Annotated in this window: 25 protein-coding genes and 1 tRNA gene; 13 read left to right on the forward strand and 13 right to left on the reverse strand. The window is 60.3% G+C overall.

The window, feature by feature from the left end; translation table 11 throughout:
* Position 1 precedes the first annotated feature (1 nt).
* The 3 genes from otnK (at position 2) to otnI (ending at position 2,857) form a co-directional block, all read left to right on the forward strand.
* Complete coding sequence (otnK, locus tag AAGT95_RS05030) at positions 2-1,312, forward strand: 3-oxo-tetronate kinase (protein ID WP_342595738.1); 1,311 nt, start codon at positions 2-4, stop codon at positions 1,310-1,312.
* The gene (gene otnC / locus AAGT95_RS05035; protein WP_110601487.1) at positions 1,309-1,974 is read left to right on the forward strand and encodes a 3-oxo-tetronate 4-phosphate decarboxylase; all 666 of its coding nucleotides are present in this window, start codon (positions 1,309-1,311) and stop codon (positions 1,972-1,974) included. The genes otnK and otnC overlap by 4 nt, the downstream gene beginning before the upstream one ends.
* A gap of 76 nt (positions 1,975-2,050) precedes the next feature.
* The gene (gene otnI, locus AAGT95_RS05040) at positions 2,051-2,857 is read left to right on the forward strand and encodes a 2-oxo-tetronate isomerase (RefSeq protein WP_342595739.1); all 807 of its coding nucleotides are present in this window, start codon (positions 2,051-2,053) and stop codon (positions 2,855-2,857) included.
* A gap of 10 nt (positions 2,858-2,867) precedes the next feature.
* Here otnI and AAGT95_RS05045 read toward each other — a convergent pair whose 3' ends face one another.
* Positions 2,868-3,563 carry a CvfB family protein gene (locus AAGT95_RS05045; RefSeq protein WP_342595740.1) on the reverse strand — a complete coding sequence of 232 codons (696 nt, stop codon included), beginning with the start codon at positions 3,561-3,563 and terminating at the stop codon, positions 2,868-2,870.
* A gap of 307 nt (positions 3,564-3,870) precedes the next feature.
* Here AAGT95_RS05045 and AAGT95_RS05050 point away from each other — a divergent pair, with 307 nt between their 5' ends.
* The 3 genes from AAGT95_RS05050 to AAGT95_RS05060 all read left to right on the forward strand — a co-directional run bounded on the left by AAGT95_RS05050 (position 3,871) and on the right by AAGT95_RS05060 (position 6,142).
* On the forward strand, positions 3,871-4,242 hold the full coding sequence (locus tag AAGT95_RS05050) for a hypothetical protein (RefSeq protein ID WP_342595741.1): 372 nt from the start codon (positions 3,871-3,873) through the stop codon (positions 4,240-4,242).
* 175 nt (positions 4,243-4,417) lie between these two features.
* Entirely contained in the window at positions 4,418-4,978 is a 561-nt protein-coding gene (locus AAGT95_RS05055; protein ID WP_342595742.1) for a hypothetical protein, read from the forward strand.
* A gap of 117 nt (positions 4,979-5,095) precedes the next feature.
* Positions 5,096-6,142 carry a GGDEF domain-containing protein gene (locus tag AAGT95_RS05060; RefSeq protein ID WP_342595743.1) on the forward strand — a complete coding sequence of 349 codons (1,047 nt, stop codon included), beginning with the start codon at positions 5,096-5,098 and terminating at the stop codon, positions 6,140-6,142.
* 234 nt (positions 6,143-6,376) lie between these two features.
* On the opposite strand, the gene AAGT95_RS05065 is transcribed toward AAGT95_RS05060, so the two are convergent.
* Positions 6,377-6,709 (reverse strand): YdaS family helix-turn-helix protein, encoded by a 333-nt coding sequence (locus AAGT95_RS05065; RefSeq protein WP_342595744.1) that lies wholly within the window; start codon positions 6,707-6,709, stop codon positions 6,377-6,379.
* 161 nt (positions 6,710-6,870) lie between these two features.
* Between AAGT95_RS05065 and AAGT95_RS05070 the strand changes: the two genes are divergently transcribed.
* Both AAGT95_RS05070 and AAGT95_RS05075 read left to right on the forward strand, forming a co-directional pair.
* Positions 6,871-7,314 carry a hypothetical protein gene (locus AAGT95_RS05070; RefSeq protein WP_342595745.1) on the forward strand — a complete coding sequence of 148 codons (444 nt, stop codon included), beginning with the start codon at positions 6,871-6,873 and terminating at the stop codon, positions 7,312-7,314.
* A 120-nt stretch (positions 7,315-7,434) separates the two neighbouring features.
* Positions 7,435-7,812: a hypothetical protein gene (locus AAGT95_RS05075; protein ID WP_157958438.1), complete on the forward strand. Its 378-nt coding sequence runs from the start codon at positions 7,435-7,437 to the stop codon at positions 7,810-7,812.
* A 391-nt stretch (positions 7,813-8,203) separates the two neighbouring features.
* On the opposite strand, the gene AAGT95_RS05080 is transcribed toward AAGT95_RS05075, so the two are convergent.
* From AAGT95_RS05080 to AAGT95_RS05110, 7 genes are all read right to left on the reverse strand, one after another.
* Complete coding sequence (locus AAGT95_RS05080; RefSeq protein WP_342595746.1) at positions 8,204-9,094, reverse strand: CoA ester lyase; 891 nt, start codon at positions 9,092-9,094, stop codon at positions 8,204-8,206.
* Complete coding sequence (locus tag AAGT95_RS05085) at positions 9,091-10,353, reverse strand: CoA transferase (protein WP_342595747.1); 1,263 nt, start codon at positions 10,351-10,353, stop codon at positions 9,091-9,093. Before AAGT95_RS05085 ends, AAGT95_RS05080 begins: the two co-directional genes overlap by 4 nt.
* Positions 10,354-10,395: 42 nt before the next feature.
* Complete coding sequence (locus AAGT95_RS05090) at positions 10,396-11,901, reverse strand: tripartite tricarboxylate transporter permease (RefSeq protein ID WP_342595748.1); 1,506 nt, start codon at positions 11,899-11,901, stop codon at positions 10,396-10,398.
* A 60-nt stretch (positions 11,902-11,961) separates the two neighbouring features.
* On the reverse strand, positions 11,962-12,468 hold the full coding sequence (locus AAGT95_RS05095; RefSeq protein ID WP_342595749.1) for a tripartite tricarboxylate transporter TctB family protein: 507 nt from the start codon (positions 12,466-12,468) through the stop codon (positions 11,962-11,964).
* Between the two features lie 18 nt (positions 12,469-12,486).
* Positions 12,487-13,380 carry a tripartite tricarboxylate transporter substrate binding protein gene (locus tag AAGT95_RS05100; protein WP_342595750.1) on the reverse strand — a complete coding sequence of 298 codons (894 nt, stop codon included), beginning with the start codon at positions 13,378-13,380 and terminating at the stop codon, positions 12,487-12,489.
* Between the two features lie 137 nt (positions 13,381-13,517).
* Entirely contained in the window at positions 13,518-14,249 is a 732-nt protein-coding gene (locus AAGT95_RS05105; protein ID WP_342595751.1) for an IclR family transcriptional regulator, read from the reverse strand.
* A 298-nt stretch (positions 14,250-14,547) separates the two neighbouring features.
* Positions 14,548-14,910, reverse strand: coding sequence for a LysE family translocator (locus AAGT95_RS05110; protein WP_342595752.1), 363 nt, complete (start codon positions 14,908-14,910; stop codon positions 14,548-14,550).
* Between the two features lie 38 nt (positions 14,911-14,948).
* Between AAGT95_RS05110 and AAGT95_RS05115 the strand changes: the two genes are divergently transcribed.
* Both AAGT95_RS05115 and AAGT95_RS05120 read left to right on the forward strand, forming a co-directional pair.
* Positions 14,949-15,722: an SDR family oxidoreductase gene (locus AAGT95_RS05115; RefSeq protein ID WP_342595753.1), complete on the forward strand. Its 774-nt coding sequence runs from the start codon at positions 14,949-14,951 to the stop codon at positions 15,720-15,722.
* 288 nt (positions 15,723-16,010) lie between these two features.
* A complete protein-coding gene (locus tag AAGT95_RS05120; protein WP_342595754.1) occupies positions 16,011-17,024 on the forward strand; it encodes a LysR family transcriptional regulator in 1,014 nt (337 codons plus the stop codon).
* Between the two features lie 540 nt (positions 17,025-17,564).
* Here AAGT95_RS05120 and AAGT95_RS05125 read toward each other — a convergent pair.
* Both AAGT95_RS05125 and AAGT95_RS05130 read right to left on the reverse strand, forming a co-directional pair.
* Positions 17,565-19,772 (reverse strand): KAP family P-loop NTPase fold protein, encoded by a 2,208-nt coding sequence (locus tag AAGT95_RS05125; protein ID WP_342595755.1) that lies wholly within the window; start codon positions 19,770-19,772, stop codon positions 17,565-17,567.
* A gap of 1,121 nt (positions 19,773-20,893) precedes the next feature.
* A complete protein-coding gene (locus AAGT95_RS05130) occupies positions 20,894-21,307 on the reverse strand; it encodes a helix-turn-helix domain-containing protein (protein WP_342595756.1) in 414 nt (137 codons plus the stop codon).
* A 79-nt stretch (positions 21,308-21,386) separates the two neighbouring features.
* Between AAGT95_RS05130 and AAGT95_RS05135 the strand changes: the two genes are divergently transcribed.
* Both AAGT95_RS05135 and AAGT95_RS21635 read left to right on the forward strand, forming a co-directional pair.
* Complete coding sequence (locus AAGT95_RS05135) at positions 21,387-22,316, forward strand: aromatic alcohol reductase (protein WP_342595757.1); 930 nt, start codon at positions 21,387-21,389, stop codon at positions 22,314-22,316.
* A gap of 87 nt (positions 22,317-22,403) precedes the next feature.
* Entirely contained in the window at positions 22,404-22,481 is a 78-nt protein-coding gene (locus tag AAGT95_RS21635; RefSeq protein ID WP_425356053.1) for a hypothetical protein, read from the forward strand.
* A 112-nt stretch (positions 22,482-22,593) separates the two neighbouring features.
* Here the strand turns inward: AAGT95_RS21635 and AAGT95_RS05140 are convergent.
* Positions 22,594-22,670 (reverse strand) — tRNA-Arg (locus AAGT95_RS05140).
* Between the two features lie 292 nt (positions 22,671-22,962).
* On the opposite strand from AAGT95_RS05140, the gene thiM reads away from it, so the two are divergent.
* Positions 22,963-23,799: a hydroxyethylthiazole kinase gene (gene thiM, locus AAGT95_RS05145; protein WP_342595758.1), complete on the forward strand. Its 837-nt coding sequence runs from the start codon at positions 22,963-22,965 to the stop codon at positions 23,797-23,799.
* Positions 23,800-23,808: 9 nt separating this feature from the next.
* Here the strand turns inward: thiM and cysE are convergent, their stop codons facing one another.
* Positions 23,809-24,651: a serine O-acetyltransferase gene (gene cysE / locus AAGT95_RS05150; protein ID WP_342595759.1), complete on the reverse strand. Its 843-nt coding sequence runs from the start codon at positions 24,649-24,651 to the stop codon at positions 23,809-23,811.
* Positions 24,652-24,679 lie beyond the last annotated feature (28 nt).

Here is a 24,679-nt window from a genome sequence, read left to right on the forward strand (position 1 = left end):
GATGGCAGACTCTCTTTCGAAAACGGGCGAGCGACGGCCCCGCGCCCGACCGATTCTGGGCTGCATCGCCGATGACTTCACCGGCGCTACCGATCTCGCCAGCCAGCTGGTCGGCGCCGGGATGCGCACGCTGCAGACCATCGGCACGCCCGACATACCGCTGGAAGCGGATGTCGATGCGGTAGTGGTGGCGCTGAAGTCGCGCACGATCCCTGCCAAGGACGCCATCGAACAATCGATCCGGGCGCTCGACTGGCTGCGCGAACAGGGCTGCGAGCAGTTCTACTTCAAGTACTGCTCGACCTTCGATTCGACCCCGGCGGGCAACATCGGCCCGGTCACCGAGGCGCTGATGGAAGCGCTGGAAACCGACTTCACCGTCGCCTGCCCGGCGCTGCCGGCCAATCGTCGCAGCGTGTTCAACGGCTATCTGTTCGCCAACGGCGTCCCGCTCAATGAAAGCGGCATGCAGGATCACCCGCTGACGCCGATGACCGACGCCAATCTGGTCCGCGTCCTCGGCGCCCAGACTCGCCACACCGTGGGCCTGATCGACTACACCACGCTACGCCAGGGTGATGCCGCCGTGAGCGCGCGCATCGAGGCGCTCCGAGCCGAGGGCGTCGGCATCGCGATCTGCGACGCCATCGATAACGACGACCTGCTGGTGCTGGCCCGCGCCTGCCGCGAGCTGCCGCTGGTGACCGCGGGTTCCGGCCTGGCGCTGGGCTTGCCGGCCAATGTCGCCGAGCGCCTCGGCCATACCGAAGATGCCGCCCGGCTCGACCCCGTCGCGGGTCTCGAGGCGGTGCTGAGCGGCAGCTGTTCGCGGGCCACGCTGGCCCAGATCGAACATGCCCGGCAGCACATGCCCAGCGTGCACCTCGACGCGCAGGCGCTGGCCGACGACTACCGGCGCGTCGTCGATGGCGCGCTGGAACACGCCGAAGCGTATCTGGAGGCCGGCCCCGTGCTGATCTATGCCAGCGCCTCACCCGAGGAGGTGCGTCTTGCCCAGCAGCGACTCGGCGTGCAGGAGGCCGGCGAGCTGGTCGAGCACGCCATGGCCGAGATCGCCGCCGAGCTGGTCGGCCGGCTTGGCGTGCGCCGGTTGCTGGTGGCGGGTGGCGAGACCTCCGGCGCCGTGGTCGGCGCACTCGGCGTGCAGGGGCTGCGGATCGGTGAAAGCATCGACCCCGGCGTACCTTGGACGACCACCCTCGGTACCGACGAACCGCTGGCGCTGGCACTCAAGTCCGGCAACTTCGGCGCCACCGATTTCATGACCAAAGCCTGGAAACTGATGCCATGACCGCGATTCACACTTCGACATCCGCAACCGAGAACCGCCTGCGCGAGGAGATTGCCGAGATCGGCCGCTCGTTCCGCAATCTGGGCATGGCGCCGGGCACCTCCGGCAATATCAGCGCCAAGCTCGAAGACGGCTGGCTGATGACACCGACCAACGCCAGCCTGGGCGCGCTGGATCCGGCGGAGATTTCCAAGCTCGACTGGGACGGCAACCTGCTCGCCGGCAAGCCGCCGACCAAGGAGTCCTTCCTGCACCGGGCCTTCTACGAACAGCGCCCGGATACCGGCGGCATCATCCATCTCCACGCCACGCACTCGGCGGCGGTCTCCTGTCTCAACGGGCTCGACGAGCACTCCTGCCTGCCGCCGATCACGCCCTACTTCGTGATGCGGGTCGGCCGCTTGCCGCTGGTGCCCTACTATCGCCCCGGCGACGCCGCGCTGGGCGACGCCGTGCGCGACTACGCCGCCGATCATGCCGCGGTACTCCTGGCCAATCACGGCCCGGTGGTGGCGGGAAAGACCCTGGAAGCCGCGCGCAACGCCATCGAGGAGCTGGAGGAGACCGCCAAGCTCTATCTGCTGCTGCGTCAGCACGACGTGCGCACCCTGAACGAGAAGGAGATCGACGAACTGCGCGATGCGTTTGGCGCTCAGTGGTAGCCGGAGCCTCGCCTCCGAGAACCGCACTACCGCGTCTTTCTACACACTATTGATGGGATAACCGAGGAATCAGGCCATGCCGCGCTTCGCCGCCAATCTCAGCATGATGTTCAACGAAGTCCCGTTCATGGAGCGCTTCGCCAAGGCCGCCGCCAACGGTTTCGCCGGGGTCGAGTTCCTGTTCCCCTACGACTTCGAGCCCGACGCCATCGCCGCCGAGCTGAAGCGTCACGGGCTCGAGCAGGTGCTGTTCAACCTGCCGCCGGGCGACTGGGCTGCCGGCGAGCGCGGGCTGGCTGCCCTGCCTGGCCGCGAGGCGGAGTTTCGGGAAAGTGTCGATACCGCCATTCGCTATGCCAGGGCGTTGAACTGCCCGCGCCTGCACGCCATGGCCGGGCTGGTTCCGGAGGCCGCCACCGATGGTGTTTCCCGTGAAACATTCTTTACTACGGCAAGGGATATTTACCTGGAAAATCTGAGGTTTGCAGCCAGAAAGCTTGCCGAGCACAACCTGACGCTGCTGATCGAGCCGATCAATACCCGCGACATGCCTGGCTACTTTCTCAATCACCAGGCCGATGGCCACGCCATTCTCGAGGAGTTGAACGAGCCCAACGTCAAGGTGCAGATGGATTTCTACCACACCCAGATCATGGATGGAGATATCTGGCAGACCTATCAGCGCTATCGCGATGGCGTCGGCCATATCCAGATCGCCGGCGTACCCGAACGGCATGAGCCGGATACCGGCGAGGTCAACTACCCGTGGCTATTCGAGCAGCTCGACGAGAATGGCTATGACGGCTGGCTGGGTTGCGAATACAGACCGCGCCGGGAGACCGAGACGGGGTTGGCATGGTATCGCGCCTGGCAGCAGCGCTGATGGAGAGGGGTCAGTCGCCCTCGATCCATCGAATACCATCGTCTTCGATCACGATCCGGCGCTGCTTGTAGAGCCGGCCGATGGCCTGCTTGAAGGCATTCTTGCTGACCCCGAGGCGCGCCTTGATGACATCGGCCGGGCTCTTGTCGCCAAGGGCCAGGAACCCGTCATTGGCGGCCAGCGCTGCCAGCACCTTGTCGCCGACCACATCCAGGCGTGCCTGCCCCGGCGGCAACAGCGAGAGATCCAGGCGCGCGTCGTCGCGCACCCGGCGCACATAGCCATCCAGACGATCACCCCGGCGTAGCGGGCGCGACATGTCATCGTGATACAGCAGCCCCCAGAACCGGCTGTTGACCACCGCCTTGGCGCCGAGATCGGTCAAGTCCGAGATCACCAGCGACACGCGATCCCCCGTATTCAGGCCTTCCGACTCATCCTGCAGGAACTTGTCGAGTTTCATGCTGGCCACCGGGCGCATGCGATCGTCGACGTAGATCATCACCAGCACCCGCTTGCCCTCGTCGGGGCGAAAGCGCTGCTCGCCGAACGGCAGCAGCAGATCCTTGGGGCGGCCCCAGTTCAGGAAAGCGCCGATGTCATTGACCTTCGTCACGCGCAGATAGGCGACGTCACCCACGTTGACCTGCGATTCGGCAGCAGTGGGGGCATCGGCGGGAGCGTCGTCCCGAGGGGGGCGGGTCATGGCGTACTCTGGCTGACAAGCGGTGGCTGAGAGGAACCCATTATGGCGGGCGCGGCGACGTGGAGCAAAGAGGTGGCGCTCGCCGCCCCTAAGGTCGTCTCGGCAGCCGCCTTGCCCCAGCATTCCCTGAACGCAGAAATAAGGTTTACACTATCGCCACGTCTCATGGCTTCGACCTTTGTATTAATCCCATCGATAGTCGAATTCACTACACGTGATTAGCAGACTAAAGAACAGGCTCCCATAATGTCATCACAGATTGAGGCCGAGAGGCCATCAGTAGAAAAGACATTTTGGAGGCCACACCATGAAAAATCGCATTCTCGCAGCCATCGCCATTGCCGTCGCCCTGCCCGCCGCCGCTCAGGCCAACAGCCTCGCAGCCGAGCGTCATTTCGACCAGCAGAGCGAACCGCTCAGCATCGAGCAGACCGCGCAGTACCATGCGCTGCCGACCCGCTACAGCGTCGACACCGTCAACGGTGGCCACAGCGCCGCTGCCGACCAGGCTCTGCAGAACGTTGCCGACTCGACTCAACTGAGCACCGATGTTGATCCGTCCCATAACGGCCTGATCGGCGAAGGGCAGAGCGACGCCGCACGCCAGGCGCTGCGAAACGCCACCCAGACCGTCAGCAATGACAAAGGCAATGTCGAAGTGAACTTCGCCAGCCTGTAAGTCTCCGCCTTCGGGCATGAAGACAGCGCTAGTCCATCAAGGGAGCTCTCGGCTCCCTTTTTGGTGTTTTCAGCTAAAGGAAGGGCAAACGCCAGCCTCAAGATACATTGGTGTCGACAGTCTGTTTCAGAGAACTCTGTCAGCGGCCTGACAGGGATCATCCGACAATGACGTCATGGATCGGCGCCCACTGCCCGCTTCTGCTCAGGCCAGCGATGCCATCAACGCTCTCTTCCCCGCACAGCGCGAAGCGCTCGACCTCGAGCGGACCGCTCAATACCCTGCGCTGCCGACCCGCGACAACGGCGAGACCCTGATCGGCGGACACAGTGGCGCGGCCGCCCAGTTGTTGCGAAGCGTCGGCGACGCCACGCCACTAGCCATCAACGTTCCGGCAAGCCGTAATTCGCTGGTCGGTGAAAGGCAGAGTGATGCTGCAGCGCATGCATTACGGGGCAGCGCAGCTCGCCCCACGAGGCAGTGGCGAAGTCAGTTTCACCACGCTGTAAGCTCGCTTATCCCTCCCCGAGCCGCTGGCGGCAAGATGTCAGTGGCGGCTCGTCGTTCTCCCGCCGTAGCCCCTTATTTTCCCTGCCATCCCTTCGGTACGCCGTACGCCGAGCGCCATTTCGACGGTCATGGCCCAGGAAAAAATGCAATTGACCTGGGTGCCTTTACCCGAAACAAGTCATCAAAAACAGTCCCTTACCTTGCCAAAAAGCGTCATGGAAAATAGGGAAAAGAAATCGCATTCTCCTGCCTGAGAAATTTGACTACGCTGAATGTAAGGAAATATTACCAAGCCAGACCGTGGCTTGAATGGCTCAGGGACAGTAGGCGGGGAGTCGGTCTCATGAAAATATGGATGAGGTCCATCAGAAATCGTTTGAGACGGGACTTCGTCCTTCGAGTCATCTCGCTTCTGGGTGTCTGCGAGACGCTTACCCTGCTACCATTCAGTATTTACAGATTCGCTCAGGGCAGTTTCGAAAAAGGCATCTTCGACGGCATCTGCCTCCTCCTTATCCTCTGTATCGTCGGCTACTCCTGGTGGGCCGATGACAGCCAACGAGGTGGATTCATCCTGGCGAGCACCAGCGCTCTTTTTGCCGGGATAACTACCAATGTTCTCGGGCTCGTAGGCGTATTCTGGTCGTTCCCCATGATGCTGACGAATTTCTTTCTAACGGATGCCAGACGTGCACTCCTGATCAACATCATCATGAGTATCGTGATGATTCCAATACTGCTGCAGTTCTCACGGCCCGAAAGTATTCTCTCCTTCATCGCGTCCAGCATCACGGCAAACAGCTGCGCCTATCTCTACGCCAGAAGGAGCGACCTGCAGCAGAAAGCCCTGAAGAGGCTTGCGACCCACGACGCCCTGACCGGCGCCCGCAATCGCCGATCACTCGAGGAGTCACTGGCTCACGCCAGGCATAGACTGCTCGACGAAGGGCGACCCAGCTCTCTCATCCTCCTGGATCTGGACAATTTCAAGAGTGTCAACGACCGTTTCGGACACGCCTATGGCGATGAGGTGCTGGCGAAATGCGCCAGTCTCATCCGCCGGAGTGTGAGGTTAGATGACTGTCTATTCCGCTTCGGCGGTGAGGAATTCGTACTAGTTCTGGCGGATATCGAAGAGATCCATGCTGTCAAAGTGGCGGAAGATCTGCGTGCGATTATCGCCAGCCGGCTTGGCGACCCTTCCTGCCAAATCACCACCTCCCTGGGCATTACCGGACTGCACCCTACCGACGATGTCAAGCGCTGGATGAAGAGAGCGGACGATGCACTCTACGAGGCAAAGCGTGGCGGTCGAAATCGTGCTGTTCTCAAAACCTGTGAAGAAGAAAGCAATAATAAATCGAATTCTAATCAGGTTAATTCTATATAAGTAAAACCAATATTTCCGAGAATTCTCAACCAAATCCAGGACGACAATAATAGGAAAAACCTTTTGGCACTTTGCCAAAGACCGTAAAATAACAATCACATTTCCACAGCCATTATTGTTATTATCCACCCTCATGGTCTGACTTTTGCCCAGTTTCGGCTGGGCCTTTTTATTGGCTGACTTCCTTAACATCTGATTAAAAAAACCTTCGGTTAAATCAATGAATTCGTTGCGTTATCGTGTCATCGATGCGCTACGCCCCTGCGGATGAGCATCGGTCTGCTCGGTCGAGCCTTCCGCGCCAGGCGGGTCCTCGGCGGCCAACGGGTCGCCGGCCGCCGCGAAGGGCGTCGTGGGACCGGCATTAGCCAGCAACCACGCGGCCGTGAAGGCACCCTCGCTTGCCTCGGCCATTCTCGTCGCATGGTGGGTTTCACCGGTGTACTCCGTGCGGGGCAGCCGCCCCCGGCGTAGCCACTTGCAGACCGCCGACGGCGAGACCCCGCAGATCCGGGCGCAGCGTGACACGCCACCGAGTTGCTCGACCGCAAGACGGATCGCGCTCATGACAACCCCCTTTACCTGTACTTCGAGTACATGATTATCAGGTACTGAAAGTACATTCAACCGGTGGGAACATTGAACCCATGGTTCACACCGGTAACCGGGATGAGTTCAGCTCCCGACTTCACATGGCGCTCCGTCGCGCAGGCAAGGACGGCTATGGGATGGGCGCACGCCTGGCCCGAGCCATGCGTGTCACGCCCAAGGCCGCCAGCAAATGGCTGAACGGGGAAGCTCGCCCGGGCCATGACAGAAAGGTCGCGCTGGCCCGTTGGCTCGGTATCCGTGAAGAGTGGCTAGACTACGGCCGGGGGGAGATGCTGAGAAGCGACACGCCGACGCCCCCTGACGCCGACGCCGCCTCCCTGGATGTCCGCGAACCCTCCCCCACCCGCACTCGACAGCCGTCCGAGAGGTCCGCCGAGGCGCTGCGCCAGATAGAGCAGGCCGTATTGTCCGGCGAAATGGATGAAGCCGATCTACTGCTCCTCGAACAGATCGCCAGACGTCTCTCCAATCGCGAACACCAGCGATATCGCAGCGAAGACGCCAGGGCGGACTACCTGGCAGCGACGAACGCCACGCCCCGATCCGACACCGAGGATTGACCCCACAGAGAGCGGTGCTCCCTCGCCAGACTTCATCGCCGTACGAAGTTTGTACTCAAGACCCCTTTTATGTACATTTGGTACACGAGCTATCTGCCGCGTTCCCGTGTCGAGGATGAAATGCATCGTTCCAGCCCCGATGGTCTGCCTTTATCGGAAGACGACGGTCGCGCCCGACGGCGTCACACCACGGCCTTGCAGCGGTTCGACTACGCCAGTCATCAGATCGCCACCGCCTATGATCTCCACATCTGCGAGGCGGGCGTGCCCGACGTGGAAACTCGCTACGGGGCCTGCCCCCGCCACGAGGGCGGGCGCTTGGCAGCCTATCACCCCTCGTTCCATGTACCTGGCAAGAACCACACCATCGTCATCGCCGATTGCCAATTCGATGAGGAGAACCTCGCCAAGGCCTGGATAGCCGACCGCATACGACAGCTCATCCTCAGCCGGCGCGGCCAGCGGCTGCCACCGGCCAGATACCGCCGACGAGGCTAGCCGGTCAGGCATCCACGGACCACGCCCCTGTGGAAAGTCGCGGCTGAATGCTACCGTCGTTCAGCCCTCAGCTATCCGGTCGTTTCATCGCTGACATCTCGCGGCCTGCCGCCATGCCGGAGTGAACTCTCCAGCACCTTGGTAACCAAGACTGCCTCGGGAATGGGGGCAGTGCCTATCCTGTGGCGACTCTTACCTAGGGACCCAACACCGCCGACACGCTTCCCCCCATACACGGGTCATGTCGCCGCGACGCGCGCGATTAACGTGGCGATGGCGATTGCCGGGGGCGAGCAGTTCGAAAGGGTATCGACCACGCTGCGCTCATACTCTTAGCTCACCTTGAAAGAGACTTAGCGTGGGAGAGAGACCGCCCCTCGAATAGCGAGAGTCAATGATCGATCTCTTTGCTAGTGACGACATGCTCGTATCGGGCGATGAGACGCTGGGCGCGATGATAGACCGGCAGGTCGATCATACGACCATCCAGCTTCGCCGCGCCCTTCCCGGATGCCCAGGCGCTCTCCATGGCCTTGACCGTTCGTCGCGCCGTTTCGAGCGCTTCCGCCGAAGGGGTGAATCCTCGGTTCAGCGCAGGCACGCTCGCCGGATGAATACAGGTGGCGCCATCGAAACCGTGGTCTGCCGCCCGACGGGCCATGTCGTCGAGTTCTGATTCGGCATCCAGCCGGGCGACGCTATCGAGCAGCCCGAGCGCCAGCAGCCCGGCCGCCTTGGCGGCCATCGCGACCCGCAGCTTGGGCGCGCGCAGGGTTTCGGCGCTGGGCACCAGCCCGGCTTCCGATGCCAGGTCTTCCGCCCCGAGAATCAGGGCAACGTTGCGCTGGCTGGCGCTGGCGATCGCTTCACACTGCAGCAGCGCCTGGGGCGTTTCTATCATCGGCACCAGCGCCACCGAGCCCACCGCCATATTCCGCTCGCGCTCGACCTCGGCGATATAGTCGTCGAGCAGCTCGAGATGTCCCACCGAGGCGATCTTGGGCAGAAACAGTGCGGCCACTCCTGGCCTGACCGCGGCGGCGATGTCCTCGACACAGAGGCGCAGGGCCGGATTGACGCGCACCAGAATATCGCTGCCCTGTCCTGCCAGGGCATCGATCGTCCCTGCCAGGCTCTGCCGGGTGCCGGCCTTGCACTCGAAGGGAACGCTATCCTCCAGATCGAGAATGATGGCGTCAGCGCCACGTTGAGTCGCCTTGGCGATGAAGCGGTCGTTGTTGGCCGGGACGTATAGCAGGGAGCGCCAGAGCGGTAGGGTCATGGGTGCGGCCCTCCGACAATCCCGTCACGCATCACGCTATCGATCCGTTCAGCCGGAAGACCGTAATCGGCAAGCACGGCGCGCGAGTCAGCGCCGAGTGCCGGCGCCGGACGGGAGATGGCACCCGGCGTGGCGGAGAGTCTGGGTACCGGTGCATGCATCGGCACGCTGCCGAGCTCCTCATCGGGTACGCGCACGTAGACGCCGCGCTCGATGAAGTGCGAATCCTCGGCGATGGCCGCGATATCGTAGATCGGCGAAGCGGTGATGTGTTCGCGCTCGAACAGGGCGACCAGCTCCTCGCGCTCGAAACGGCCGACCCACTCACCGACGATCTCATCCACTTGCTGACGATGCGCCACGCGGGCGGCGTTGGTAGCGTAGCGGGGATCTTCGAGCAGATCCTCGCGCTGCATCAGCCTGAACAGCCGCTCGGCCATGCTCTGCATCGACCCCGAGATGGCGATGTACTCGCCATCGGCGGTGCGATAGACATTGCGGGGGCTGGAGGTGTTGGAGCCGTTGCCGACTCGGGGCTTGGCCATGCCGGTCAGCGCGAAATCCAGCGCTTCCGGCCCCAGTGTGGAAATGATCGGCTCGAGCAGGGAAAGATCGATGACCTGCCCCTGGCCCGTCTGGTCGCGTACGCGAAGGGCCATGACCGTCGAGAAGGCGCCGTAGATGCCTGCGATCATGTCGGCCAGGGCCAGCGGTGGGAGCAGCGGCCCGCCCCCCGCTTCACCGTTGCGGTCCGCAAAGCCGGACATGCCTTCAACCACGGTGCCGAATCCGGGGCGCGAACTGTAGGGGCCGGACTGACCGAAGCCCGACACGCGCAGCACGATGAGCGAGGGGGTGGCCGCAAGCAACGTTTCCGGTGCCAGGCCCATCTTCTCCAGCGTGCCGGGACGGAAGTTCTCGATCAGCACGTCGGCGCTGGCGATGAGCTCACGCAGCAGTGCCACTGCGCCCTCGCGGCGAAAATCCAGCGCCAGACTGCGCTTGTTGCGCCCGTAGACCTTCCAGAACGAGGAAACGCCTTCACTCTGCCAGGCTCGGAGCGGGTCTCCGGCAGGCGTGGGTTCCACCTTGACGACGTCGGCGCCGAAGTCGCCGAGCTGCATCGAGGTCATGTTGCCCGCGACCAGCCGCGACAGGTCCAGGACCCTGACGCCGGCGAGCGCCGCGCTGGCCTCGCCGGAGAAGAGCTGTTCCTGCCAGCGGTCTTGTGCGGTGTGCGAATCGTGTGTGGGAGACATAGGTAAGCCTTGCCGATTGGATCGAGGGTGTCGTCTCGAGGATCAAGAAGTCGTATCGTTGCGGCGTTTTGCCAGTACTTTCTTCGCGACGCTGGCCGCCACGATCAGGGCGAGGAAGATCAGCAGCCCGAGCGATACCGGGCGCGTCACGAAGACCTCCCATGACCCCTGGGCCTGCATGATCGTCTGGCGGAAGTAGTTCTCCGTCAGCGGTGCCAGCACGACAGCGAGAATGAAGGGCCCGGTCGGGTAGTCGTTCTTCTTCATCAGATAGCCCACCGCGCCGAAGACCAGCACGATCCAGATGTTGAAGATGTCGTAGTTGAGCGAGAACGCGCCAACGACACAGAGTCCCAGCACAATGCTGGAGAGGTGGTTCTGGATCAGGCGCAGGGCGTTGATGAACACCGGGATCAGCAGCACGTTGGAGGCGAGCAGGAACACGTTGCCGACGATCAGCCCGGCGATCATGGCCCAGACGACGTCGCCCGACTGGATCATCAGCAGCGGCCCGGGTTGCATGCCGAACATGATCAGCGCCCCGAGCATGATCGCGGTGCCGCCGGAGCCAGGAATGCCCAGCGTGATCAACGGAATCAGCGAGCCTGGTACGCCGGCGTTGTTGGAGGACTCGGGGCCGGCCAGGCCCTCTATGGCGCCGTCACCGAACTTCTCGGGGCGCCGCGAGAGCTTGCGCTCCAGCGCGTAGGAGAGAAAGGTCGCGACCGTGGCGCCGGCACCGGGCAGAATTCCGACCGAGGTGCCGAGTACCCCGCCACGCATCACCGGCCAGAACGAGGTCTTCAGGCTGTCGCGATCCGGGAAGTAGTCGCTGAACCGGAATTCGGGCCTGCCCAGATTCAGGACGATCCGCTTCTCGAGATTGAAGAACACCTCTCCCAGCCCGTACAGGCCGATGATGATGGCGACGAAATCGATGCCCTCGATGAGCTCGGGGGTGAAGCCGAAACGCACGTAGCCCGAGATGTAATCGCTGCCGAAGGTGCTCACCAGCACCCCGAACAGGGTGGCGATGACGGCCTTGAAGATGTTGTCGCCCGCGAGCAGGACGATGGTCGACAGGCCGATCACCATCAGCAGGAAATACTCCGACGGCCCGAGAAAGATGGCGTATTCCGCGACCACGGGGGCGAAGAAAACCAGCACTGCCAGGCCGATGGTGCCGCCGATGAAGGAGCTCAGGGCGGATACGCCCAGCGCCAGGCCGCCGCGCCCCTGGCGCATCAGCGGATACCCCTCCAGAGCGGTGATGATGGCCGGCGCGTCGCCCGGGGTGTTGATCAAAATGGCAGTGATTCGGCCCCCGTACATGGTGCCGAGATAGACGCCGGTCAGCAGGCACAATCCTGCGGTCTGCGACATGCCGAAGGTCAGCGGCATCATCAGGGCAATACCGGCCGATGGCCCCAGCCCCGGCAGCGCACCGACGACGGTGCCTATCAAACCGGCCACGAAGATGAGCAGCAGATTCTGCGGATTCAGTATGTCCGAAAACCCACCGCCGAGACTCGCCAGTGTGTCTAACATTCACTTATCCTCAATGTTCGATAACGACGCCGGGAGGGACAGTGGCAGGCGCCATGGGCATCAGTGCAGCGGGATACGTAACCAGAGGGCGAAGACGCCGTAGATCGCGAGCATGACCAACAGCGTTACGCCGATGGATCGGATCAGGGAGTGCCCCGCGAAGTACCACGACACCAGGACCATCAGCAGAGCCAGCGGTGCCATGACGCCGATATGGCTCATACTCGCGATCGCCAACGCCATGACGCCCATCAACCCGACGATGCCCAGACCGGCATGGAGGGGGGAGGACGCCCGCTGTGCGGCCGCCGCGTCTTCGGCGTGTGAGACGCGATCCTCGCGGTCGTTCATCCCGGTCTGCGCGCCAGCGCTGGCGCTGGCACGCGAGGTCAGATCGCGTAAGACCTTCATCGCGATGGTCAGCAGCAGCGCACCGGCCATGATCAGGGGCACGAATCCCGGACCGAAGGTCATGCCCGAGGAAAATGGCATGTCCAGGCTATTGAAGAGCAGGACTCCGGCAAATATTGAAATCCCGGTCAGCAACACGATTTCCGAAGTTTTCATGTCGATTCCATGCAGGCGTTACTGGCTGATGATGCCCAGCTCGGTCAGGGAGGTTTTGTAAACGTCGTTCATCTTTTCAAGGTAATGCTCGAAATCGTCCGGGCCGAGAAAATCCGGCACCACAGAGTTTGGCTCCATGTAGGACGTCTTCCATTCCGGTGACTGACTGAGTTTGGTCACCATGTTCACCAGATAATCCTTGTCCTCTTCGCTGATATCGCCGGCGGCCACGACGCCTCGAAACAGGCTGAGTTCGATGTCGTAATTATTTTCCTTGAAGGTCGGTACATCGGGGAAAAGATCGACGCGCTCTCCGGTGCTGATCCCCAGGGCGGCGAAGCGATTCGAGGCGATGAAGTCCTTGACCGGACCGGGGTTGGTGATCACGAAATCGACCTGACCGCTCAGCAGGGCGGAAGTCACGTTGCCGTCACCCTGGAAAGGGATGTAGTTGAACTTCTTGCCCATGGCTTCGCCCAGTTGGACTGCAACGATCTGTTCGATTGAGCCGGTGCCGGTACCGCCTACATTCAACGTTTTCTCGGCGTTGGCGATATCCTCGAGGCTCTGATAGGGACCCGAAGCATTGACGACAAGGAGTTCCGGGTCGATGCCAAGGCGAGCGATCGGCGTGAAGTCGCTGTAGTCGAGACCGATGTTCGACATCAAGGGAGTGGTAATGAACGAGGAGGTTGCCGCCATGAGATAGTGCGCGTCGCCTCGATGCGAGTTCAGATACCCCATGGCGACCGATGAACTTCCACCCGGCTTGTTGACGACGTTGATGGCGGCATCGGAAATCCCCTCGCGCTGAATGACTTTCGCCATCGAGCGCAGCAGCGTGTCGTGACCGCCACCGGGGCCATAGCCGGCGACGAATTCGATGCCGCGACCGGGAAAGTCCTGCGCCATGACGCTACCCACGGGTACGAGCGCCATGGACCCAGCGAGGCAGAGTCCCATGATCGCTCGGCCGAGGGTGGCCATCTGCCCCCCGATGACGGCCTTGAACCTGCTGCCTGGCCCTTTCGTGTTTACTGTCATCGTAATCACTCCTGATGTCTGCCAACTGCTTGATGAGCCGAGGCAGTCGCCAGTGCCAGCGAGATACTCTCGGCGGTAGTAAGCAGAACCTCGAGGATCTTGTTCTGATCGCGAATCACCCTCTCTTTCGGTCCTGCAATGTTCAGCGCGGCCACGTATCGGCCTGCGTGATCGCGAATGGGGGCCGCCAGTCCGGAGGCCCCTTCCACGCGGCCCTCGAGATTGATCGCATAGCCATCTTCGCGAGTTTTCTCGATCCAGTGCCTGATCTTGTCCGGGTTGTCACTCTCGGCTGCGCGGTCACTCAGGTAGGTCTCGAGACGGTCTCTGTCCATACCCGCCAGCAACACGCGCCCACTCGCCACATGCTCTGCCACTCGCGTCATGGTGATGTCGCGGTCGTAGCGTATTTCCCGCTCGGGCAAGCATTTATTGAGGTAAACGACTCGCGAAGAAGAGTTCAGTACCGCGATAAACGCGCTCTCCTGCGTCTGGGCCACCGCCGCTTCCACGTAAGGCAGGGCCAGTCTCCAGAGCGTGCCAAAGGCCTGGTTTTGCGTGTTGTGCTCGCCGGGGAGCCGGAACAGTCGGTAATGCCCGTCGGCATCCCGCACGACATAGCCCTTGTCGACGAGCGTGCGCAGCAGCATCAAGGCGCTGCTCTTGGGGAGCTCGAGCCCGGCGACGATTTCGGTCAAAGAGCGCGCCTCGACCTGCAACGACAGCCACTCGATCAATTCGAGAACCCGCTCGGTTCCACGTCCGCTCACAAATCACCTCTTGTTCAGTATTATGAACTAAGTTCAATATCTGGAATTCAGCTTGTCAGACAGACATGACGGGGACCATTCGACTTTGGGATATTCGATACGAAAAGGGGGACTACGGTCGGCACTGCCTGAAAGGCGACGGGGGATGGCCGGATCGGCGCATCGTCACGGCAAGGATCCGCGCTAGACCACCAGTTCGAGGATCTGGAAGGCTCTACGGCTCGGAGTGGGAGGATCGGGGCTGAACGCTACCGTCGTTCAGCCCTCAGCTATCCGGTCGTTTCATCGCCAACAGCCCCAGGCTGAAGAGCAGCATCAGGCTGCCGCTGGCACGGTTGAACCACTGCATGGCTCTGCCGCTGCGCAGGTACTTGCCGATCCTGCTGCCCGGCACGGCATAGATCGCGACCGCCAACACCTCCATCGCCAGAAACAGCGTCCCCAGGATCGTGAAGCTCAGGGCATAGTGATCGGGCGCGATGAACTGCGGAAGAAAGGCCGTGACAATCAGGATCGTCTCGGGATTGCCGACGGATGGAACTGCCGATTGGTCGATCGCCTTGGATAGTGTTGTTCGGGCCAGGGGCATTATCTGGCGAAGACGAATCACTAGACTGCTTCTTGTCATCGGAACATTCATCACACCGACTCACAAGGAGTGCCGTCATGGCTGACCATACGCTTCAGAACAAAGTCGTGCTGATTGCCGGGGGTGCCAAGAACCTGGGAGGCCTGCTGGCCCGCGACCTGGCTCGCAACGGCGCCCAGGCGATCGCGATCCACTATCACAGCGACGCCTCCCACGACGCGGCCGAGGAAACGGCTCGCGAGGTGAAGGCCCTTGGCGCCGAGGCTGAGCTGTTCTCGGGAGACCTGACTCAACCCGCCAACGTCACCCGGCTGTTCGACGACGCCAAGGCGCACTTCGGTAGCCTGGACATTGCCGTCAACACCGTCGGCATGGTGCTGAAAAAGCCGATGCTGGAGATCAGCGAGGCCGAGTACGACCGCATGTTCGACATCAACGCCAAGAGCGCCTTCTTCTTCCTCAAGGAAGCCGGTCGCACGCTCGACGACCATGGCAAGATCGTCACTCTGGTGACCTCGCTACTGGGCGCATTCACCCCCTTCTACTCTACCTATGCCGGGGCCAAGGCGCCGGTGGAACACTTCACCCGAGCCGCCGCGCACGAGTTCGGCGAACGCGGCATTTCCGTCACCGCCGTCGGCCCCGGCCCGATGGACACGCCATTCTTCTATGGCCAGGAGGGCGAGGACGCCGTGGCATTCCATAAATCCGCCGCCGCCCTGTCATCGTTCAGCAAGACGGGGCTGACCGACATCGAGGACGTGGTACCGTTGATTCGTCATCTGGTCACCGAAGGCTGGTGGATGACGGGCCAGACGATCCTGACCAACGGTGGCTACACGACCAAGTAGCCTGGCGGGCAAGCGCCAGAGACTGGCGATACGAGGCGGAAGGAGAACGGCAGTGGCGGAACGCAACCACCCCCTGATACGCCGGCGCGGCGACAGGGAAGCACCGGGGCGCTGCGTCGGGCTGCCGTTCGACCGGGTTCACGCGTTCGCGAGCCGCCCGCCAGCCCACTTCCCGCGCACCTACCTGCACCTGCTCGGTACGTCGCAGAGCTTGCTGCCGTGCCTCGCCGCCCAAGTTCTGGCCTCGACACGGGTGTGGCCGCCGACGTCCCGCCGGGGAGTTCCCCCATGGTGACGCCTCCGGACGACCGCTCATCGCGGCACCTGGGCGGGCACCGCGCCGACAGGATCGACCGCCTGCGAGCCTTCGTCACGGTCGCCGAGCTGGGCAGTTTCACGCGCGCCGCGCACAAGCTGGAGTGGCCACGGGCCTCGGTCTCGCTGGCGATCCAGCGCCTGGAGAAAGCCATCGGCACGCGTCTGCTGAATCGCAGTACCCGGCAGGTTCACCTGACCCACGACGGTGAACGGCTGCTCGTCCGGGCTCGCCATCTGATCGAGGAGAACGACCGTCTTGAGCGCATGTTCCTGCCGCCCCATCTCGAACTCTCCGGGCGGCTCACCGTCGACGTTCCCAGCCGAGTCGGTCGTCGCCTGCTGACGCCGGCACTGCCCGACTGGTTGGCACGGCACACCAACCTCCAGTTGCAGTTGCGAGCCACCGACCGCCCGGTGGACCTGATCGCCGAAGGCATCGACTGCGCCGTTCGCTTCGGCCCGCTACAAGACAGCACGCTGGTGGTCCAGCGGCTTGGGCGGGTGAAGATCGTCAACTGCGCCAGCCGTGAGTATCTCTCCCGCCATGGCGTGCCCCAGACGCTCGATCAGCTCCTGACGCAGGCTCATCGTCTGGTCGGCTACGCCGCCAGCGAGACGGCCACCGGTGACGCCAGTACGTTCGACTACCATAGAGAGGGGGCCCCGCAGCGCCTGGAACTGCCCTGCCAGGTATTGGTCAACAATGCCGAGAACTACATCGCCTGCTGCGAGGCAGGGCTCGGGATCATCCAGGTCCCCCGCTACGATGTTCTCGACCAGCTCCGGGACGGCACCCTGGTCGAGCTATTGCCGACGTTTACCGCCGAGCCACTCGACGTCTCGATACTCTATCCCCACCGCCAGAATCGGACCCCGCGGGTCGACGCCTTCGTCGCCTGGTTCCGCGAGCTGATGTGCCCCCATCTCGAGCCCGACGACGCCGACACAGCCCATCAAAGGCGATCCCAGCGGGAACTCATATAGCACCCAGCAGGATTCTATAATAATTTTTAATTATTTGTTTTATAAGAAGATTTATTGGTATAGATAATTTAGGTATACCTTGTGATATACCTCCCGGCTTCAAAAGCTGGCCGTGTGGCTGTCCATCGCACGCTCCGTAGCTACGGCTCCCAACCAGCCACAAGCTCGCCGACCTGAGACTATTACCGGCATACTCGTCGAGTCACATCGTCTACGAGTTCTTGAAGTTAGCATTCAAGTCTAATTGCTCCGCAAGCTCTAGGGTTGTCTTTGGTCAGAAACGGGATCGCAGCTTGATGAAGCTAGTCAAAGCTCGAACCGCAATCGGCAATTTTTCAATATCGGCACTTCATCAAGGTCCGCTTCCTAAATCCTACTCCTTCGAAACATTACAGCACAGCCGTTTTCATGGATGGCTTCGAGAAATTACCGAAAAATAATATTGTCCAAGCTGTCCCTATGAAACGGTATAAAAAGTCGATTTATAGGCTGAGTAAAACGGCCGTTCAGATATCGCTAGCTTGCAAAAACTACTTCCCCCTAATGTCTAGCTTGCTCGATTGCCAATTTAAGCTCTATAACTTGATTAGCGAATTCACCACCTGCCATACGCTCTAAGCGCGCAGTCACATGGCCCCAGTCGAGAAAATTTGAAACCGTTTCTTGAGAAAGAGGATGATAAATTTTGTCGCTCATAGCCCATCCTCTGAGGTGGTGCAAAATAAAAATAAACCCTTCGTCAGACTCGCTATACTCATTGACCCATGCTGCAGCTTTTCCATCAGCAGCTATGTCTAACCACCCATATAGATAGGCCAAAATATCAGGAAATTTGGGTATTGAGTCTAGTATTTCTTTATGATCAAAACGAACTTTTAATATCTCGATAGCTTCATCTAGAGTGGAATCCGTAATTTCCCATTGTTCTGGGTGGCCGGCACGCTCTCCGACTCTCCCATGATCAAAAAGCTGACTTCGAAAAAATTCTCCAACAAGCCAGTTAATAGCCTTCCCTTCGCGTGCCATATACCTGACAACTTCACTCTGTCTATGGTGATTCAACTCGTGTAACCGCTTAAGGCATTTTTTTGCAACCTCATTAGCAATTCTGTCAAGCGATAGAGAAAATAGGCGCACTCCATTATCTTCTCTTAGCGCAACGTCCATCATGTGCGACAGGGCTGTGAGCACCCCGGACAACTGGTCTTCATCAAGACTTGATATAAGCTCGTCGTCTAGCCTTTCCAACACATGTTCAAACCAAGTTTTTCCCGAGCGCCGGCGCTTCTGAGCATTTTCACAGAAACGTACAGCTAATTGATCGATATCATGACGAGCTAACTCCAATAAAGCGTCAAACTCTCCATCTGGCATGACTGTCTTTGATCCAGTGAGTGCAAAATAAAACCGGTGATGAAATGGACTGCCAAGCCGCTTTAATCTAATCGTCCCTGCAAATGCGCTTTTATTTACCACGCTGAAGACTCGCTCATCAGGCTTTGCCGTATTGGCTAATCCTGGAATAAACCGTCCCAGATTCGAGATTGACCGGGATGATCTCACGTCATCAGAGGGCAAAAGTTTTTTTATCTCCTGGCCTAGCTCGCTCTTTTCTTGCTCCGATACGGTAGCATCCCCCGTGACTAACACGGATCGAACAGCAAGGTACTCTTCAATCCATTTGTATAACTTATAATTTGTTGCCTTTATCAGTTGCAGACGGCAGAGGTCTGGGAAATAAATATCAGATTTAACTTGTGGAAACACAAACCGGATACTATTTAAGGCTAGTTTAACCTCGCGCGGTGTCGTTAGTTCTGCGCCTTCTCGGTCAGCAGCTGATCTAAAATCGTCAAGTAGCTCGCCCTTTAAATCTTCACCTATTGTCTCAACGTAAATGGATTGAGCTTCGTCAAGGAATAGAGAGCGAAGGTCGAAAGGCTCTGGAAGAGGAATATTGAAAGTGAGCTGCACAATTTTCTGAAGAAATAAATCGCCATCCGTGACTTTAAGCCCGGTTTCCAAAGCTTGCGCTAAAACCTCTCGATCATAACACATTAAGTAAGCTACTTTTGGAAAATCAGCGACGGAACGAACCAACCGAATTACTTCAACGGCTTGTTCAGGCTCAAGGCGATCAAGATCATCGAGAATGACAATAAAGCCTAAATCCAATTCCTGTAACTTTTGTGCTAGCTCTTGCTTCATTTGAGACGGTGTCTGGCCATAAGGCAGCACTTGGTCTGCCACATCTGCTATCTCTCCAACCACCTTACCGACAGTCTGTGCTCCGGGCAAAACATATCCTGCCACATTTGCAACGGAAGCGATCCTCCGGGCCGTTTTTGGCCCATAGGCACGGAGCAGCTCGCTGACCTCAGCCATCTTTCGCTTAGTTACACTCTCTTGATGGCCACTAGCTGCCGCAACTTCCCCTTCTCTTTGTTTCAATATTTCTGCCATTGGCTCTAACAATGAAGAAACCAACGGCGAGGTATCTCCGTTCAACCAAGGGGCAATTGTGATGGTGTGCACCCCTTCAACTTCTGAAGCTGCCAAGTTTTTCCGAAGGAAGTTCAGCAGCGATGTTTTGCCTGATCCCCAGCGCCCCTCGAGCCCAATTACTATTCCGTCACCTTTAGATGCTTCAACGACCGATGGTGCGAGCCGTTCAGCCATTCCGGAAAAACCAAATCTATCTTTAGCCTCATCCTCGAGTGCGCGATCTGAATCGAGAGCTGTCGTCATTTAACGTCCAATTTTTATAGTTTAAGGATTAGCAGCAATACCTTTAACTTTCCAGAATTGCCGCAAAATGTTAGTTCGAGCCGATAATATAGATCTCGCCAAAAAAACTTCTAGGCGAAAATTATAATCAACAAACTCTGATGATTGAAAACTGGCAGTTTTAGGCTCAATTTAGCGTGTCTCTTGTACGAATATTGTTAATGCGGATTCGCCATCCTATTAAACATCTATTATTCCTCACCGCAGAGAGTGTAAAACACATCAATTCGCATCATTTTTCGGGCCCTTGAACTTTTCGGCATCCCCCTAAAGGCGCGCCCTGCCAACCTCTGTTTAGCGCGCAGGCGAGGCGGGGAGTCGACAGCGCGCTGACAGCGCCGATCTAAACTCAGCCGATCCGAGCCCCAACCACTACAGCGGCTTACCTGGCTGACGCCATATGTGAACACTTAGCACGATTCAGGCTTTTTAGGGAATCCCCTCATCGCGCATCGGCTAGTCTAGTGTCGCGGTTGAGAATACTGACTCTTATTCCCACTGGGACGAGAGCGTAAAACTGCATAAATCCGCATAATTTTTCTGCGCCCTTAACCCCTCATTCGCGCCAGCAATGGCGCGGCTCGAGGCCATTTCTGCACCTGCGTAATTTTCGACCCATTTAGCGCGCGGGCGGGGCGGGGTGCTGATCGCGCGGCGCGGGGGCGCACTGTCGAGGCGGGGCCATAGCGCCGCTGTAGGCAACGCACCGGGCAATCTTGGTCGATTCCGTCGGGTCGGAACCTGTCAGCCTTCTTAAGCCCTGTTTAGAATATCTTTGGTATCAATCTGCCACGTTCTGTTCCACTTCTCTTTCTTATGTCCCACGCCTTTCGTCGAGTGCGGCGCAAAACGCAACATTCCGCATCATTTTCTCGCCCCTCAAATCACCCCGCCGCCCCAGTGCTGGCGCGGCCTAGCGTCTCCTGCAACGCTGCATCAAAACCGACCCATTTAGCGCGCAGGCGGGGCGGGGAGTCGACAGCGCGCCGGGGGGAAGCAACGCTATGGAGAGGCAGGCGGTGGCCACAGGTTGTCCGTTGGCTACTCGGCTCGTTGAATGGTCAAGGCGACGTGCCGTCTCTCTACTCACTCGCTGCCGTCGAGTGAGCTTCTCGAGCCTGGCGGAAGTCTTCCGCGTGCTCGAAGATCCAGAGCCACATAGGGATGATCTTCAGGAAAAATTCCTCCCCCAACCGAGTCAGCTCGTAATCGACTCGTGGTGGAACTTCTTCGTAATCCTGGCGAAGAATCAGCCCATCGCGCTCGAGCTGTCGCAGCGTTCTCGTTAGCATCCGCTGAGTGACACCATCGAGCCGTCGGCGAAGCTCGGCGTGTCTCAACCGCCCTCCCTCCTTGAGCGCGTGGATCACCCCAAAAGCCCAGCGGTTGCCGGCGTGAGATAGCACCTCTCTCTTCAGCCAGTCGTCCTCGTTTTCCATAGCGTCACAGAGTGCCCGGGAGCGAGCGAGCAGGTCGTTTTCGTCTTTCGGTATCACTGATGTACCTACTTATGTGGGGAATCCTGACGTGCAAACATCCGCTACCTCGATCAGAGCCGTCAACGTTGGAGATAGCATGAATCGTACCGACAGGAAGGAATCGATATTGGTATTGGGCGCGGGGGAGCTGGGCTTCGAAGTACTGCGCCACCTGGCAAACCACGCTCGCAAGCATCAATCAGCGCGTATCTACGTCCGGTTGAGACAATCCACGATAGAGACGACCGATCCGGTCAAGAAGCAGCAAATCGAGCAGTTGCGGGCATTGGGCGTCGAGACTGCTCCTGGCGATGTCGCAACCGGCACGGATAAGCTGGCCGCCCTTCTCGCCCCCTACGATACGGTCATTTCCTGCATCGGCTTTTCCGCCGGACGTGGCACGCAGACCAAGATTACCCAGGCAGTGCTCCAGGCCGGTGTGAAGCGCTATGTGCCGTGGCAGTTTGGCGTCGACTACGACACGATTGGCCGAGGTAGCGCCCAGGACGTATTCGACGAACAACTCGATGTGCGCGACCTGCTCCGGGCGCAGAACCGCACAGAGTGGCTCATTGTCGCCACGGGAATGTTCACCAGCTTTCTGTTCGAACCGGCTTTTGGCGTCGTGGACCTTGAGCAGAGCGAGGTTCACGCCCTGGGTAGCTGGGATAACCAGGTTACCGTGACAACGCCGGAAGACATCGGACGCTTGACCACAGCGATACTGTTTCACGAGCCACGGTTCCAGAACGAAACCGTGTTCGTCGCAGGAGACACCATCAGCTACGGGGCATTGGCGGATGAGCTGGAGCGGCAGCTCGACCGCCCTTTCAATCGAGAAGCGTGGTCGATTTCCTACCTTAGCGATGCGCTACGTGCCGATCCCGATAATAACCTGTTCAAGTATCGCGCCGTGTTCGCGGCAGGCGTTGGCGTCGCATGGCCCAGGGAAACGACGTTCAATTATCGCGAGGGACTCGAAACGATTGATGTCCCAACCTGGATACACCGCCACTTGGTTGAGTAATGGCCAGCCCGTTTATGGTTGAGAAGGACGGGCACCGGATTCCCCCACACGCTGGCCAGTTGGATAGTGATGGCCGGTACCGACCTGATGCGAGTGCGAGACATGCTCGGTCACGCCTCAGTCGAGCAGACGCAGCTCTACGCGACCTGTACCCGGATGCACTGATCGAGAGGCTATGAATAACTGGGTTCCCGCACGAAATAGTCACGTGCCGAATTGAAAGGGAGAGAAAGGCGTTTCGAGAGAGGGAGAAAACGTCAAACTTCATTGACTTAGATGGCGCGCCCAGCAGGATTCGAACCTGCGACCCCTGCCTTCGGAGGGCAGTACTCTATCCAGCTGAGCTATGGGCGCGCGATGACGTGACGTCGTGCCGAATGGCGTGGATAGCCGAATGGCCCGCCAACAGCGCGGCCATCCTACCCGCTCGGCCATTGGCTGTCCAGCCACGGTGCGGGGTGGCGGCGGCTTTCGCGCTGACGAGTCGTGATTATACTGGAACGGACGTATCCCCGATAAACGACCGGCGACAAGGGCGACCTGCGCGCGATACGTTTTCCGGCCGTGCCGGCGCTTCTGCCGGCCTGGCGTCTGGCGACCTGGAGCAGCGCCCGTCGCCCGGTTCGCCGAGAAAACCGATGACGACATGACCGATACACCGCTTCAAACGACCGAATGGCAGAGCCGCCTGCTGGCAACGCACGTCCGCCTGCGCCAGCAGGCGCCGCTGGTGCACTGCCTGACCAACCAGGTCACCGTCAACTTCGTCGCCAATGTGCTGCTGGCCGCCGGGGCGTCTCCGGCGATGACCGATCATCCCGATGAAGTCGAAGGTCTGGCCGCGGCGGCGGATGCCTTGCTGATCAACCTGGGTACGCCCAGTGCCGACAGCATCGCCGCGATGCGAAGGGCGAGCCAAGCCGCCAGCCGGTCGGAGACGCCCTGGGTGCTCGACCCCGTCGGCGCGGCGGCACTGCCGTTGCGGCGAGCGCTGAGTCTGACCTTGATGGCCCATCGGCCAACGGTGATTCGCGGCAACGCGTCGGAAGTCATGGCGCTGGCGGAGACCGGTACCGACGGGCGCGGCGTCGATACCCAGCACGACTCGAGGGAGGCACTGGCGGCCGCCCGTCGGCTACTGGCGCAGACCGACGGCGTGGCGATCTCGGGCCGGACCGACCGCCTGCTGGGCCGTTCGGCCGCCACGGCCGATGCCGTGACGGTCGGCATCCATGGCGGTAGCGCCTGGCAACCCCGCGTGACCGGAACCGGCTGCGCCCTGGGGGCGCTGATCAGCGCCTATCTCGCCGTCGCCGATACCCCGCTGGATGCGATGATCTGTGCCCATGTGCACGCCGCCGCTGCGGCCGAACGGGCCGAACTGACGGCGCATGGCCCCGGCAGTTTCGCGGTAGCCTGGCTGGATGCACTGGATCGTGTCGATCTGTCCGGTTTTCTCGCGGATCGCCTGACGCTGGAGTGACCCCGTCGACTAGCGCCCGCAGCAGAGCTTGCCGTTAGCGGGCACGGGGCGTGCCGAGGTTTCCGGCTCCAGGGGCTTGTCGAGGCAGTGCCGCATTTCCCGCGAGGGCGCCGCGCAGCCGGCATCGCCGACGATACGCGCCGGAACGCCAACCGCGGTGGTGTGAGGCGGCACCATCTTCAGCACCACCGATCCGGCGCCGATGCGGGCACCCTCACCGATCTCGATGTTGCCGAGTACCTTGGCGCCGGCACCGATCAGCACGCCGCGGCGCACCTTGGGGTGGCGATCTCCCGCTTCCTTGCCGGTGCCGCCCAGGGTCACGCCCTGCAGCAGCGAGACGTCGTCCTCGATGACCGTGGTCTCACCGATCACCACCCCGGTGGCGTGATCGATGAACACGCCGTTGCCGACCCTGGCCGCAGGGTGGATATCGGTCTGGAACACTTCCGAGCTGCGGCTCTGCAGATAGCGCGCCATCTGCCGACGACCGCTCTGCCACAGCACGTGGGCGAAGCGATGCACGGTCAAGGCGTGGAACCCCTTGAGATAGAGCAGCACTTCGGTGACCTGGCGAATCGCCGGATCGCGCTCGATCACCGCCGTCAGATCCTGGCCGATGCCTTCGCCGACCGCGGGGTCGCTGACCAGCAGTTCGTCGAACAGCTTGATCAACTGATTGGCCGCCAGATCCGGGTGCGCCAGGCGCTGGCCCAGGCGATAGGCCAACCCCGCGCCCAGTGTCGAGCGATTGAGCACCGCGCCCAGCATCAAGGGGGTCAACAGCGGCTCCTGCCGCGAGATCGTCATCGCCTCGTCGCGGGCCTGCTGCCATAGTTCGATCGTGTTCATCGTCTCTCCTTGAAGTGCCTACCCGCGA

The organism is Salinicola lusitanus, assembly GCF_038648475.1.
In the GTDB taxonomy this organism is placed as follows: domain Bacteria; phylum Pseudomonadota; class Gammaproteobacteria; order Pseudomonadales; family Halomonadaceae; genus Salinicola; species Salinicola lusitanus.